Here is a 12,649-nt window from a genome sequence, read left to right as displayed (position 1 = left end):
AGTCCCCCCAAAACCCTTCCCGACTCTTTCATACCTAGACGGTCTATACATCACAAACCGGGAGCGGACAGCCTCTCGCGCAGCGATTTAGGGCGCCTATCGGGCCAGTGTTGTTCGACGAAGTCGAGGCACGCCGCCCGTTCCGCTTCGCCGTAGGCCACGCTCCAGCCCGCGGGGACATCGGCGAAGGCCGGCCACAGGATGTGCTGGTCCTCATTATTGACTAGCACGAAAAATTTGCCCCCGCCGTCGTCGAAAGGATTGGGCTGCAATGGACAACCTCCTCGAACCGAGCTGAGACGTGCAGAAGCGTTGGACGCTGCATCGAAAACGATGCTGCGCTTCTGGATTGGCCGTTGGTTTCGACCAGTGTGGCGTCCTGCCCACCGGCGCCGTGCCAGCGCCTTCGGGCTTTGCGGATATCCCCGTCATGAGGAGACCGTCGTGGCTGCGTTTCGGGCCCCAGCCGGTTCCCCTGCCCGAGTCGCGATGCCGTCCGCAACACCAACGGTAGCCCACGAAACTGGATCGGTGGTTTCACGCGGAACGCCATTCGCGCACCAGCGAACCGTGAGCGTGCTGGCACCACGACTTGCAACGTCGTAATCCACGGCTCGCGCGGCACCCGCCGGTTTGGTCAAACCTGTGAATTTCCTATGCACGAACAGAATTCGCTGCCGCGGGTTGCGGCACGCGTGTCGCGGAAGCCGGCGACCAACCCGGTGTTGTGACAAACTTCACGGGTGCACGAGCGGGTGGTGTTCACAGCGGATTGGCCCGCCGTTCACGGATCGTCCCGCGCCTGGGCATCGCTTGAACGTGTTGCGCCACGCCGAAATTCGGTGGGCGAACCCACATCCTACGGATCGGCGCCGGGGCGGCACGATCCCTCGAGGTTCGGTGTTTAGGGTCGGTGGCCCGCGGGTAGAGATGCGCCAATGTGGGGGTCGGTGCTGGGGTTGGGAATTCTCGCGGCGCTCAATCCCGTGCGCCTCGGGCTGGCCCTCCTGATGATCTCCCGACCGCGGCCCGGGCCGAACCTGCTCGCCTACTGGGTGGGCGGCCTCACCGTGTGTGTGCCCGAGCTTCTCGCGCCCCTGATGCTGCTCAACTTCACCTCGGCGTTCGGCTCGTTCGGCCACGGCTCGACCACGAAGGCCACCAGTTCCACACTTCCGCACATCCAGATCGGCCTCGGCGTGCTCGGGCTGTCGATCGCGGCGGTGATGGCCGTGCGCTTTTCGACGGGCCGGCGAGCGGAGGCCGGCGTATCGAGCGACGCGACCCCGACGCCCGCGGGCGCGCCGATCGCGGTGCCGCGATTCCTGAGCCGCGCGGGGGACGTCCCCCCGGAGGAGGGTTCCGGACCGCGGCGTTTGCTCCACCGCGCCCACCTCGCCTGGGAGCAGGGGTCGCTGTGGATCGCGTGGGTGATCGGCCTGGCGTCGGTTCCGGTCGACGGGGTGCTGTTCATCCTGGCGATCATCGTCGCCTCGAGGGCCGCGGTCGCCACGCAGGTCAGCGCCTCGATCGCGTTCGTCGTGCTGATGTATTCCGTCGTCGAGGTGATCCTGGTGGGATACGTCGCCGCGCCGGCAAGGACCCAAGCCGCGCTGCGGCGGCTGCACGACTGGGTGCGCGCCTACCACCGGCAGATTCTCGTGACCGTCTTCACGGTGGTCGGCGTCTCGCAGCTGGCCCAGGGCATGCACATCCTTTGAGCTGTCGGGTGACAAACCCGGCAATCACATCCGGCCGGCGACCGCGGGAGGATACAAAGGCATCAGCGTCTCGATAATCGGCGTTGGGAGCCCTCGTGATCACTCTGGACCGCTTGGTGAATGTGCTGGGTGGTCATGGGGTCCGGCTGGGTTGGTCGTCGGTGCCTCGGTCGACCGAACTGCGCAGCGTGGTCATTCACGAGATGTCGGGCGGGCGGGCCGTCGTCGGTGACGTTCTGCTGGCCATCGGCGCCGAGTCTCTGAGCGAAGCCGTCGAGTGGGCGAACTCGGCGGGAGCGGTGGTGGTGTTGACGCGCGAGGGTGCGGAGCCGCTGACGGTCGGCGAGGACACCGGGGTCGGGGCGGTGCTGCTGGTCGAGGAGACGCTGCCGTGGAGCGAGCTGGCCGCGGTCATCTACGGGCTGGTGCTGGAGGGCCGCGAGACCGCGGCCGGCCGTGGTCCGACCGACCTCTTCGCGCTGGCCGACAGCCTGGCGGATGCGATCGGCAGCGCCGTCGTCATCCACGACGAGTTGCTGCGCGTGCTGGCGTATTCACGGCTGCAGCAGGACCCCGATCCGGCTCGGGTCGAGACGATTCTGAGCCGGCAGACGCCGGAGCGGCTGCGCGCGCTGTTCGAATCCCGGGGCGTGTTCGCGCACCTGGCGGCGGCCGAAGAGCCGCTCTTCGTCGAGGGCGATCCCGAATACGGTTTGACGGGCCGCATGGTGGTGGCGGTGCGCTCCGGGCGAGAGCTGATGGGGTCGGTCTGGGTGGCGTGTTCCGAGCCGCTGGACGAGCCGGCGCGCACGGCCTTGGCCGCGGGCGCGCACACCGTCGCCATGCACGTGCTGCGGTCACAGGCCAGCGCCGACCTCGAGCGTCAGGTCGAATCCGAGCTGGTGATCCGGCTGCTCGAGGGCAGCGCCGACGCCGCCACGGCGGCGAGCAGGCTCGGCCTGCCCCAGAGCGGCTTACGGGTGATCGCGCTGCAGGCGTCGGTGGGCGCCGAACGCGACGCGGCCCTGCTGCTGGCCTTCGAGCGCGCCACCACCGGCTTCGGTTGGTCACGACCGGGGCGCAGCGCCCTGGCGGGCAACACCGTCTACACCCTGCTTCCCGCGGACCAGGCCACGGCGGCCCGCGACTGGGTGACCGCCCTGACGGCGGCCCTGCCCGAACGGGTGACCGTGTTGGCCGGCATCAGCGGGCCGGCCGACGTCGCCGAGCTCGCCGCGGCCCGGCAGGAGGCCGACGAATGTCTGGCGCTGCACGAGGCGTCGCCCACCTGCGCGCCGCCCGCCTACGACGAATCGTGGGATGACATCCTGCTGCAGCGGTTGCGCACCGCGGCCCGCGCCGGCCGGGCCCCGACCCGTGGACCGGTGGCCGAGCTGCGCCGGCACGACCGCGCCAACGGAACCGACTACCTCGCCACGCTGCGGGCGTGGTTAGAGGCCCAGGGCGATCCGGTTGAAGCCGGTGAGCGTCTCGGTGTGCACGAGAACACCGTCCGTTACCGGCTCCGGAAGATGGCCGAAATCAGCAATCTTCCCTTGGACGACGCCAGGAAGCGGCTGGCCATGATGATCGAACTCGCGGCCACCGACATCGGTTGATCGAGCGCTGTCGGAATCCGACAACGCGCGCCGGCGCCCTTGTCGGATCGGCGCAAGCCGCGCGGTGCCCGGCCGCGCGAAGATCGGGGTGACCAACCACGGTCGCTACCCATTCGAACGAGGACATCCGATGACCACCCCCCGACACGATCACCCCGGGCTGGAGACGTTCACCGTTCCCCTGCCACGGGGTCTGCTCGCTCGGCTGTTTCGCCGCAACCCGCTGGTCCGGTCGACCGACCGGCTGGAGGCGCTGCTGTTGGTGTTGGCCATCGCGGTGTCGCTGGTCACCGTGCCGATCGCCGCCGCCGTGGGCACCGCGATCCATGAGGACCGTAGCCGCGTCTACGCCGAACAGGTGCAGACGCGGCGCCCGGCCACCGCGACGGTCGTCGGGGACAGCCATCCCCGCACCGATCTCGGAAAACCGACGGTCATGGCGCCCGCCCGATGGGATTTCGCCGGCTCCGAGCGCACCGGGGACATCGCCGCACCGCTCGCGGTGAAAGTCGGTGACCAGATAGACATTTGGGTCGACGACCGGGGCGCGCCGGTTACCCGGCCGAAAATGTCACCGGCCGACGAGGCGGTCGCGATCGCCGTGGCGATCTGGCTCGCCGTGACCCTGCCCGTCGCGGCCTCCTTCGCCGGCGCCCGCTATGCCCTCGACCGAATCCGTTACGCGAGATGGCAACACGACTTCGACCGGCTCGTCGGCCCGCAGTGAGCTGAGGGCGGCGATACGGCGAGCGTGTTGTCGGCCCTCGACAATGGCCCACACCGGCATTGTTCGATCCGGGCAAGCGCCCCGACCGCCACCCGGGTCACCATGGAGTTAAGAGTCGAGGCTCGAACACGGAGATTCGTTGACGCACAGCATATCTGGCGCAACACGGCCCGATCAAGACCTGCCCGGCACGGGCTTCGCGTCGTCAGGGACGGCTGCCACACGACGGCCCGCCCCTGACGACACCCCTACTCGAGGAAGGAAATAACAGATGACCAGTTTCACCCCGGCCTACATCACTTCGCGGCAGCGCCGCCGATTACAGGACGAACTCGCCGCGTTGCGCTCCCAGCGCAGCATCGAAGTCCCCGACGACGCCATGGATTACGGCGGTGACCGCGCGGCGCGCCCCGCGGCGCGGCGGGAACGCATCCGCGAGATCGAAGACCTGTTGGCCACCGCCGCCGTCCGTGACGACCCCGCGCGCGAAAGGATCGCGGGCCCGGGCATGGTGCTGACCATTCGCTACGACGCCAGCGGTGAAACGGAGACGCTGCTGCTCGGCCGCCGCGGCGCCGAGGACGCCGACATCAACGTGTATTCGATGGCGTCGCCGCTGGGCCGGTGCATCGCCGGCGCTCGCCCCGGCGAGCAACGCATCTACGCGATCCCCCACGAGACGGGCCGGCTCGTGACGTTACTCAAGGCGGCTCCCTACCCCGGCCCATCACGCAATGCCAAGGCGCGCAACGCGTCCCGTAGGGGACCATTGATCCTCGCTGACGCATGAGAAAGGAAACGAACATGACCAGCGTGCAACCCACTTGGCTTACGCCGCAGGCCTACGTGCGGCTTCGGCAAGAACTGGCCACCCTGCGCGAACTCTGCGACGGCGACGTGGTCGGCGATGACGCCGATGGGAACGCCGTCGCGGTGCGGCGCGCCTGGCGGCTGCGGATGCAACGGATTCAGGATCTGTTGGCCCACGCCGTAGTCGGCGAGGATCCCCCCGACGACGGAATCGCCGAACCCGGCATGGTTTTGACGGTGCGCTACGACGACACCGGCGACATCGAGACCTTCCTGCTGGGTGCCCGCGGCGCCGAGCACGGCGACGTGGAGGTCTACTCGACCAATTCCCCGCTCGGCTCCGCGATCGCGGGCGCACGTCCCGGTGAGCGGCGCGCCTACCTACTGCCCAGCGGCGTCGGGCTGACCGTCACGCTGCTGGACGCGGTGCCGTACGGGGCCTACCTCGCGAGCACCAACTAGTGCCCTGCATCGGGCGGTTGTGATCACATGCTGTTCGAGCTGATCGACCCGTTGGCAATGATGTTGCTTCTGTTCGCAGCGCTCTTCCTCGTCATGGCGCTCGCGTACGGGCGCATGTGACGGCCGCCGCGGCGTTCCAGACGGATAGGCTGGTGGCCTGGCCGCCGTGCTCATTGGGAGGTAACGACATGCCCGCACCGTCAGCCGAGGTGTTCGACCGCTTGCGTCAGCTGGCCGCGATCAAGGATCTCGCCGCGCGCCCGACGAAGACGATCGACGAGGTCTTCACCGGTAAACCCCTGACCACGATCCCGATCGGGACGGCCGACGACGTCGAGGCGGCGTTCGCCGAAGCGCGCGCGGCGCAGATCGAGTGGGCGGCGCGTCCCGTCGCCGAGCGCATCGACGTCATCAGCCGCTATCGCGACCTGGTGGTCGAGCACCGCGAGTTCCTGATGGACCTGCTGCAGGCCGAGGCCGGCAAGGCCCGCTGGGCGGCGCAGGAAGAAATCGTCGACCTGATGGCGAACGCGAACTACTACGTGCGGGTCTCCGCCGACCTGCTCAAGCCGCGCACGGTGCAGTCGCTGCTCCCGGGCGTCGGCAAGACCACGGTCTGTTACCAGCCCAAGGGCGTCGTCGGGGTCATTTCGCCGTGGAACTACCCGATGACGCTGACGGCGTCGGATTCGGTGCCCGCACTGCTGGCCGGCAACGCGGTGGTACTCAAGCCGGACAGCCAGACCCCGTATTGCGCGCTGGCCTGCGCCGAGCTGCTCTATCAGGCCGGCCTGCCGCGCGCGCTCTACGCGATCGTCCCCGGGCCGGGTTCGGTGGTCGGCACGGCGATCATCGACAACTGCGACTACTTGATGTTCACCGGCTCGACCGCCACCGGCAGGCAACTCGCCGAGCACGCGGGCCGCCGGCTGATCGGCTTCTCCGCCGAGCTCGGGGGCAAGAACGCGATGATCGTCACGCGGGGCGCCAACCTCGACAAGGCCGCCAAGGCGGCCACCCGGGCATGCTTTTCCAACGCGGGCCAGCTGTGCATCTCCATCGAACGGATCTATGTCGAGAAGGACATCGCCGACGAATTCGTAGGCAAGTTCGGCGCCGCGGTGCGGAGCATGAAGCTGGGGACCGCCTATGACTTCTCGGTGGACATGGGCAGCTTGATCTCCGGGGGGCAGCTGGACACCGTGACGGACCACGTGGACGACGCAAAGGCCAAGGGCGCCAAGGTGGTTGCTGGCGGCAAAGCCCGACCCGACATCGGGCCGCTGTTCTACGAGCCGACGGTGCTCACCGACGTAACGCCCGAGATGGAGTGCGCGGCCAACGAGACGTTCGGGCCGGTGGTGTCGATCTACCCGGTCGCCGACGTCGACGAGGCGGTCGAGAAGGCCAACGACACCGAGTACGGGCTCAACGCCAGCGTGTTCGCCGGCTCCTCCGCGGAGGGCCAGCAGATCGCCGCCCGGCTGCGCTCGGGGACCGTGAACGTCAACGAGGGTTACGCGTTCGCCTGGGGCAGCCTCAGCGCGCCGATGGGCGGGATGGGCCAGTCCGGGGTGGGCCGGCGGCACGGTCCCGAGGGACTGCTGAAGTACACCGAATCGCAGACGATCGCAACCGCCCGCGTGTTCAATCTCGATCCGCCCCTTGGCATTCCGAGCACGCTGTGGCAGAAGTCGCTGGTTCCTGTGGTGCGTGCGGTGATGAGGCTTCCCGGGCGGAACTGACTGCGACGTCTTCCGGCGGGGGCCGGATCTAGAGTTACGCCGCCCATCCGCGTTACGCTCCTCGATGTAGCGTCACATCGCACGTCAGGAGTTCGCTATGAAGGCCGACGAGAAGCAATATCTGGAAGACGCTCGTCGGCTACGCCAGTACGCCACCTTCGAGAAGTTCTCGGATGCCGAACTGCAGCGCCTCGCCCGGGTGGCTCACCGCACTTCGACGTCGGCCCCGTTGCCGCTGATTCACGAGCAGACGCCCTCGGACTCCTGCTACATCCTGCTCAGCGGAGAGGTGGGCGTCTACGCGGGCCGGGACCGCATCGCCGTGCTCGGGCCGGGTGAGGTGATCGGCGAATCGGCGCTGCACCGGGGCAAACTGCGTTCCGCGACCGTGACGACGATGGGGCCGGCGGAGGTCTTGCGCATCGAACGCGACGAACTCACCAAAGCGCTCGACGAGATACCCGCGCTTCGCGAAATCATCGACGCCTCCGTCGCGCGACATGTGCCCGTAGACCTGCCGCCGAAGCCGAAACCGCCGCGCACCAAGTTGGGCGCCTCAATCCACACCGAGCTGGTCGAGCGGTTCGAGCAGGCCGCCGACGCGGCCGGCGTGGAGGTCGCGACCGCGCTCGAAGACGCGATGACCCAATGGATCGAACGGAACAGCACTTCGTAGCGATCGCGCCCGCACCCGTTGTCACGGTCTACTACCGCGCGTAGTATTCGGGCTATCCCACCGTGCACAAGGAGGTGCAATGTGAGGTGGAGTTTCGCCCAGATCGGGCTGCTGATCATCTGCGCTTTCCATGTCGTCCAGGCGGTGGCCGGCCTCGTCATCAATCCCAGCTTCGCCACGGGGCCAACGGCGCCGACCGTTCAACTGCTCGGCATGGATTACAACGGCTGGCACGCCGTCGCCGGCCTCGCCCTGTTCGCCCCGGGTCTGGTGTTCGCGATGCGCAAGTCGTGGGCCGTGCTCTATCTGTTGATCGCCGCGATAGCCGGTGCGCTGCCGGGCATTTGGGCCTTCTTTTCGCACCAGGTCGCCTTCGTCTTCACCTTCCCCAACAACGTCATCGACGGCGTCGTGCACCTGGTGACCGCCGCGGTGATGGTCGCGGTGGCGGCGGTGCAGATCCGGCTGGACGGTGGGCTGAAGAATTCCCTCGCCGATCTCCGGAAGGTGTCCTAGCTCGACCGTTCCGTGAACAGCCCATTGAGCTCGTCGAAGCCGCTGGCTCCTGCCAGTCCCCCAAAGGACCCGTCCTCGATCAGCTTTCGCGCGGCGGCCAGGAACGCACCCCACGCGACCCGGCTGAAGGCCGAGCCCACGCTGATCCGTCGCACCCCTAGCTGCGCGAGATCGGTCACGGTCGACCCCGTGTCGGACGACACCAGAACGTTGACCGGATACGGCCGCACCGCGTCGACGAGGGCCGCGATGTCCTCTTTCTTACGAATGCCGGGTGCGAAGAGCACCTCGGCTCCCGCCTCGGCGTAGGCCTGCAGCCGCCTGATGGCCTCGGCGAGCGGATCGGGGTGGCCGTAGAGGAAGCACTCCGCGCGGCCGGCCAACATGACGTCGGCGCCCGAGTCGTCGATCGCCGAACGCGCGGCGCGAACGCGATCGGTGGCCTCGGCCAGTCCGAAGAGCGGCGCCCGGTCGCTGCCCGTGCCGTCCTCGATGGAGAGCCCGGCCACGCCGGTGGCCACGCAGCGCGCCACATTGTCGGCGAGCTCCCCGGCGTCGGTGGCGTAACCGGCCTGGAAGTCCGCGTTGACGGGAACGCTGACCGCGGCCACGATTTCGGCGATGTTGTCCAGTGCGTCGTCGACGGAGAGGGCGGTCACCGTGTCCGGCAGACCGCGCGCGAAGCACAGGCCGGCGCTCGTCGTGGCCAGCGCCGGGAAGCCGAGCCGGGCGAGCGCGATCGCGGAGCCGGCGTCCCACGGATTCGGGATGACGAAACACCCCTCTTGATGGAGCCGGCGAAATTGCGCTACGACGTCGCGGTGTGAGTCCACCACCCGATTATGCTCGCGCCGGTCCGAACCCACCGCCGCTCGATCCGACTTGGACGCGGAAGCGGTTGTGCGCCTTGATATTCGATTTGGCTCACGTGACCCGAGCCCGAGTCAACGGGCGGGGCCCGGGAACGCGACGGCGGTCGTCGGCGCGCCGGGACTTACACCCACCGGACCGCGGGGGCCTTCGCCAAGGCGACCGGCCGCAAACGCGGCACCCTGGTCAATCATCGCCGTGTTGGTCGAGTACGTGTCGTGCGCGGCGAAATTCATTCCCTCGGAGCAGATCGGGTCCCCCGGAGCGCATACCTGGATGGTCTTGGCCTGATAGAGCGGGCCGATGACGACCGGTGGCTCGCCGAAGAAGCTCATCGCCTTGTCGCTGGGCAATGCGAACAGCACGACCGAGGAGATGTGGTTGGCCACCTCGGGGTCCATCGGTTTGGGTACGCTCGCCGGATCGATCCCGGCCGGTACCGCGGCCGACGTCACGAAGCCCATCACGGCGGCCCCCTGGGAATAGCCGCTGAGCACCATCTTGGTGTTGGGGCAGTCGCGGGCCATCGAGACGACGTGGGCGCCCGCGTCCCTGACGCCCGCCTCCCCCGCGCTTGTCCAGTCATGGGTGGCGGGGTAGTCGACGGGATACACGTCGAGCGAATTGGCGCCGAGGCGCGGGCGCACGGAATCGACGAATGCCTGTCCGGTCGGCCCAAGACCCGGAGGGTCGTCGGTACCGCGGGCGAACACCACCTGGACGTCCGGACACGGCCCGGCGGAGGCGACCGGGATCCCGGAAGCAAGGACCGAAGCGCCAGCGCTTGACACCCCGACCACCGCACAACCGAGGAAGCGGGAAAAGCGACGCGCAATCATGGCGCTGTGTGCCCAACGCATGCCACTTCTAAACCATGAATTTTCGCCCGCTGGTCGCCTACTTGGCCGCTGCGGTCTAGCTGTCCGGCTGCCCGGCGTCAGCTATGGAACCCAGCCGCTCGCTCACCCGGGCCAGCGCCGCGTCGAAGATCTCCACCTTTTCGCCGCGCTTCTCGCTGGCCGGCTGGACCGCGCCGCGGGCGCCTTCGGCCTCCACCCGGGCCGCACCCTGCCGCCGCAACAAGCTGAAGTTCTTCTCCCGCGCTTGCCTGAGGCGGCTCTGCAAGTCCTTCAGCGACTGCTCGTCCATGCGCGTCAGGGCCTCGGGGTGACTCTCGCCGATCAAGGAACTTTCCTGCTGGGTCAGGTTCACGTGGCTGCTCACTCCTAGATTCATAGCCCGAACCGGGCACACCGACGCGTCGAACGTCGGACGTCACGCCGAACCGTCACGCCCGGGCCATCTCGGGTTCACGTCGCGTCGACGGTGCGCGGCGCGGGTAGTCCTTCGGTCGACGAAGGGAGTTGCGATGGGCAAGCATTCGAAGAAGGACGACGACGGGCCGAACGGTGACCCCCCGGGTCCGGCGGATCACGGCCGCGAGGGCGGGATGGCGACCCGTGAGAATGCGCCGGAACTCACCGAGCCCGACCGCGAGGACTGAAAGCGTGCGAGCATGACAGCTTAGGAAACGGACCCGTTTCCAAAGGTCAGGACTGCCGGTAGCCGAGATGCCCCCGTCACGACGAAAATGGATAGATGCCACCTGAACAGGCGCCGCCCCCGCCTAAGTCGGCGCCGGGCTGGTATCCCGATCCCGCGGGGGTGGGCCACGGGCTGCAACGGTATTTCGACGGCACCAACTGGACCACCGAGTGGGCGTTCTCCACCGAACCGCCGAAGAAGGACTCCCCCGGCGGGAAGGCGGCCCTGGCCCTGGCGGCGCTGGGCGCCCTGGTCCTCCTCGTCATCGTCGGCAAGAGCTGGGTTTTCGACCCGAAGAAGGACGGTCAATCGCCCCCTCCGAGCAGTTCGGCCGCGGCGGGACCGCCGGAATCGACCGCGGCCGCGCCGTCGACACCGGCCGGTCCCAAGAAGCCCGATGGCGTCACCTTCACCACCACCCCGGGCCCGGACGGCGACGTGGTCGACGCGCGATTTGCCATCCGCGACAACTACACCGAGCAGATGATCAAGGACGGCGCCCGGACGGACACTATCGACATCCTCAGATACGCCAGGGCGACCTATCCCGACGCGTCCGCGGTGAACGTGCAGGGCACCTTCCCGATGACCGACCCGTACGGCAACACCGCGACGCACGTCGCGATCGACCTCACGTATTCGCGGGCAACGCTGAACAAGATCAACTTCGACGGCATCACCAAAGCCAGCATCTGGGAGATTCGGGATTCGGGCACCATTCTCCCGGCTTTCCAGTAGTCGGCCGGGGCGCGGATAATCGCCTCGTGCCCACCGAACCCCCAACCCGGCCGCCGGCCTCGCCGAAGCCCCCGCGGGCGCGCGTCACGCCCGAGGATCTGGAGAGGTTCGGTGACGAGGAGCAGATGCGCGCGGCGTCGGACGAGGGCCGGCTCCGCGACGAGCGACCGCCGCATCACGGCTAGCCCACCGCTTCTGGCTCAGCCGGCGGCGACGCGGTCGACGTGGGCGAGGAAGTGCGTCACCACCGCGTCGGGCGCCTCGATCTGTGGCCAGTGCCCGATGTCGTCGGCGAGCATCACCACGTCGGGTTCGGGAATGACCTCGGCGTAGCGGCGCGCCATGTGGGCCCCGGAGTTGGGGTCGATCGGCCCGTCGATCAACCGCATCGGAACCGCGGTCTGCCGCATGGCGCGCACCCAGCGGTTGCGGTGGGTGTAGCGATCGTTGATGAACCGGCCGACCTTGTGCAGGACGCGGCGGCCGTCGTTGTAGTCCAGGATCTGGTTGAACACCTCCATCATGTGCCGGGTCGGCTTGGTGTTCGGACCGAACATCTCGCGCAGCGTCGGTTCCAGCAGCCGACGGGACACGGGACTGTTCTGGACGCGACTCAAGACGTCGCCCAACGGGGTGCCGGACATCAGCTTCTGCGCCGTCCTGGGCGTGTAGGCCTCGATGAACATTCCACCGTTGAGCCACGTGATCGAATCGATGCGCAGCGCGCCGTAGCTTTGCTGACCGAACTCGTGCCGAGCCAGCATCTCCTGGCCCACCGAATCGCCGATGTCATGGGCCAGGATGTGCGCGTTGCCGACGTTGAGGTGCGCCAGCAAAGCCTCATGCATGTCGGCATGGTCGGTCACCGCGTATTGGTAGGCCACCGGCTTCTCGGAAAACCCCATGCCGATCATGTCGGGCGCGATGACGGTGAACCGTTGCGTGAGTTTCGGCCAGATCTATGCCCAGTCAAAGGAATTGAACGGATACCCGTGGATCAGCAGCAGCGGGGGTCCGCTGCCCTCGACGCGGTAGAAGATGTTGAAGCCCAGGTAGTCGAAGTATTCGCCGGCGGCCAGCCAGCCTCCCAGTTCAGCGTCCATGACGTCATCATCCTTGGCGCCTAGGGCGTTCGCCCGACCTTCTCCGCATTTACGGCGTGGAATGTTGCCACAGCAAAGCATCAGCGGAACGGTCGCCTGCCGGCGCCGCCTCGCGCC

Annotated in this window: 15 protein-coding genes and 1 pseudogene; 11 read left to right on the top strand and 5 right to left on the bottom strand. The window is 67.9% G+C overall.

Translation table 11 applies throughout. From position 1 onward, the window contains the following. Positions 1 to 50: 50 nt before the first annotated feature. The gene (locus tag A5691_RS08635; RefSeq protein WP_068015078.1) at positions 51 to 272 is read right to left on the bottom strand and encodes an MbtH family protein; all 222 of its coding nucleotides are present in this window, start codon (positions 270 to 272) and stop codon (positions 51 to 53) included. A 666-nt stretch (positions 273 to 938) separates the two neighbouring features. Between A5691_RS08635 and A5691_RS08630 the strand changes: the two genes are divergently transcribed. The 8 genes from A5691_RS08630 to A5691_RS08595 all read left to right on the top strand — a co-directional run bounded on the left by A5691_RS08630 (position 939) and on the right by A5691_RS08595 (position 8,276). Then, positions 939 to 1,721: a GAP family protein gene (locus A5691_RS08630; protein WP_068015075.1), complete on the top strand. Its 783-nt coding sequence runs from the start codon at positions 939 to 941 to the stop codon at positions 1,719 to 1,721. Between the two features lie 95 nt (positions 1,722 to 1,816). Continuing rightward, positions 1,817 to 3,340 (top strand): CdaR family transcriptional regulator, encoded by a 1,524-nt coding sequence (locus A5691_RS08625; RefSeq protein ID WP_068015072.1) that lies wholly within the window; start codon positions 1,817 to 1,819, stop codon positions 3,338 to 3,340. A 130-nt stretch (positions 3,341 to 3,470) separates the two neighbouring features. Continuing rightward, complete coding sequence (locus tag A5691_RS08620) at positions 3,471 to 4,067, top strand: hypothetical protein (RefSeq protein ID WP_068266530.1); 597 nt, start codon at positions 3,471 to 3,473, stop codon at positions 4,065 to 4,067. Between the two features lie 271 nt (positions 4,068 to 4,338). Next, the gene (locus tag A5691_RS08615; protein ID WP_067891696.1) at positions 4,339 to 4,857 is read left to right on the top strand and encodes a GreA/GreB family elongation factor; all 519 of its coding nucleotides are present in this window, start codon (positions 4,339 to 4,341) and stop codon (positions 4,855 to 4,857) included. 14 nt (positions 4,858 to 4,871) lie between these two features. Continuing rightward, positions 4,872 to 5,339: a GreA/GreB family elongation factor gene (locus A5691_RS08610; RefSeq protein ID WP_067891697.1), complete on the top strand. Its 468-nt coding sequence runs from the start codon at positions 4,872 to 4,874 to the stop codon at positions 5,337 to 5,339. Between the two features lie 188 nt (positions 5,340 to 5,527). After that, on the top strand, positions 5,528 to 7,084 hold the full coding sequence (locus A5691_RS08605; protein ID WP_067750417.1) for a succinic semialdehyde dehydrogenase: 1,557 nt from the start codon (positions 5,528 to 5,530) through the stop codon (positions 7,082 to 7,084). 97 nt (positions 7,085 to 7,181) lie between these two features. Further along, positions 7,182 to 7,760: a cyclic nucleotide-binding domain-containing protein gene (locus A5691_RS08600; RefSeq protein WP_067750416.1), complete on the top strand. Its 579-nt coding sequence runs from the start codon at positions 7,182 to 7,184 to the stop codon at positions 7,758 to 7,760. A gap of 81 nt (positions 7,761 to 7,841) precedes the next feature. Further along, entirely contained in the window at positions 7,842 to 8,276 is a 435-nt protein-coding gene (locus tag A5691_RS08595) for a DUF4383 domain-containing protein (protein WP_068015106.1), read from the top strand. Here the strand turns inward: A5691_RS08595 and A5691_RS08590 are convergent. From A5691_RS08590 to A5691_RS08580, 3 genes are all read right to left on the bottom strand, one after another. After that, on the bottom strand, positions 8,273 to 9,109 hold the full coding sequence (locus A5691_RS08590) for an isocitrate lyase/phosphoenolpyruvate mutase family protein (protein ID WP_067750430.1): 837 nt from the start codon (positions 9,107 to 9,109) through the stop codon (positions 8,273 to 8,275). The genes A5691_RS08595 and A5691_RS08590 overlap by 4 nt on opposite strands. A gap of 111 nt (positions 9,110 to 9,220) precedes the next feature. After that, on the bottom strand, positions 9,221 to 9,985 hold the full coding sequence (locus tag A5691_RS08585) for a cutinase family protein (protein WP_068015103.1): 765 nt from the start codon (positions 9,983 to 9,985) through the stop codon (positions 9,221 to 9,223). A 76-nt stretch (positions 9,986 to 10,061) separates the two neighbouring features. After that, positions 10,062 to 10,370, bottom strand: a complete 309-nt coding sequence (locus tag A5691_RS08580; protein WP_231969347.1) for a hypothetical protein — start codon at positions 10,368 to 10,370, stop codon at positions 10,062 to 10,064. 145 nt (positions 10,371 to 10,515) lie between these two features. Here A5691_RS08580 and A5691_RS28910 point away from each other — a divergent pair, with 145 nt between their 5' ends. From A5691_RS28910 to A5691_RS28305, 3 genes are all read left to right on the top strand, one after another. Further along, positions 10,516 to 10,650: a hypothetical protein gene (locus tag A5691_RS28910; protein WP_255369262.1), complete on the top strand. Its 135-nt coding sequence runs from the start codon at positions 10,516 to 10,518 to the stop codon at positions 10,648 to 10,650. A gap of 95 nt (positions 10,651 to 10,745) precedes the next feature. Continuing rightward, on the top strand, positions 10,746 to 11,429 hold the full coding sequence (locus A5691_RS08575) for a DUF2510 domain-containing protein (protein WP_067784235.1): 684 nt from the start codon (positions 10,746 to 10,748) through the stop codon (positions 11,427 to 11,429). A 26-nt stretch (positions 11,430 to 11,455) separates the two neighbouring features. Continuing rightward, on the top strand, positions 11,456 to 11,614 hold the full coding sequence (locus A5691_RS28305; RefSeq protein WP_197499177.1) for a hypothetical protein: 159 nt from the start codon (positions 11,456 to 11,458) through the stop codon (positions 11,612 to 11,614). A gap of 15 nt (positions 11,615 to 11,629) precedes the next feature. Here A5691_RS28305 and A5691_RS08570 read toward each other — a convergent pair. Then, a pseudogene (locus tag A5691_RS08570) lies at positions 11,630 to 12,532 on the bottom strand (alpha/beta fold hydrolase). Positions 12,533 to 12,649 lie beyond the last annotated feature (117 nt).

Origin of the sequence: Mycobacterium sp. E183, from assembly GCF_001667735.1 — a bacterium.
Classification (GTDB): domain Bacteria; phylum Actinomycetota; class Actinomycetes; order Mycobacteriales; family Mycobacteriaceae; genus Mycobacterium.
Note: the sequence above shows the minus strand (reverse complement) of the source record. Positions and strands in the feature narration are given on the sequence as shown.

What these genes read in the sequence shown, in the direction of transcription:
- A5691_RS08630 (WP_068015075.1), top strand. Translation starts at nt 939, where the DNA reads ATGTGGGGGTCGGTGCTGGGGTTGGGAATTCTCGCGGCGCTCAATCCC.
- A5691_RS08620 (WP_068266530.1), top strand. Translation starts at nt 3,471, where the DNA reads ATGACCACCCCCCGACACGATCACCCCGGGCTGGAGACGTTCACCGTT.
- A5691_RS08615 (WP_067891696.1), top strand. Translation starts at nt 4,339, where the DNA reads ATGACCAGTTTCACCCCGGCCTACATCACTTCGCGGCAGCGCCGCCGA.
- A5691_RS08610 (WP_067891697.1), top strand. Translation starts at nt 4,872, where the DNA reads ATGACCAGCGTGCAACCCACTTGGCTTACGCCGCAGGCCTACGTGCGG.
- A5691_RS08605 (WP_067750417.1), top strand. Translation starts at nt 5,528, where the DNA reads ATGCCCGCACCGTCAGCCGAGGTGTTCGACCGCTTGCGTCAGCTGGCC.
- A5691_RS08600 (WP_067750416.1), top strand. Translation starts at nt 7,182, where the DNA reads ATGAAGGCCGACGAGAAGCAATATCTGGAAGACGCTCGTCGGCTACGC.
- A5691_RS08585 (WP_068015103.1), bottom strand. Translation starts at nt 9,985, where the DNA reads ATGATTGCGCGTCGCTTTTCCCGCTTCCTCGGTTGTGCGGTGGTCGGG.
- A5691_RS28910 (WP_255369262.1), top strand. Translation starts at nt 10,516, where the DNA reads ATGGGCAAGCATTCGAAGAAGGACGACGACGGGCCGAACGGTGACCCC.
- A5691_RS08575 (WP_067784235.1), top strand. Translation starts at nt 10,746, where the DNA reads ATGCCACCTGAACAGGCGCCGCCCCCGCCTAAGTCGGCGCCGGGCTGG.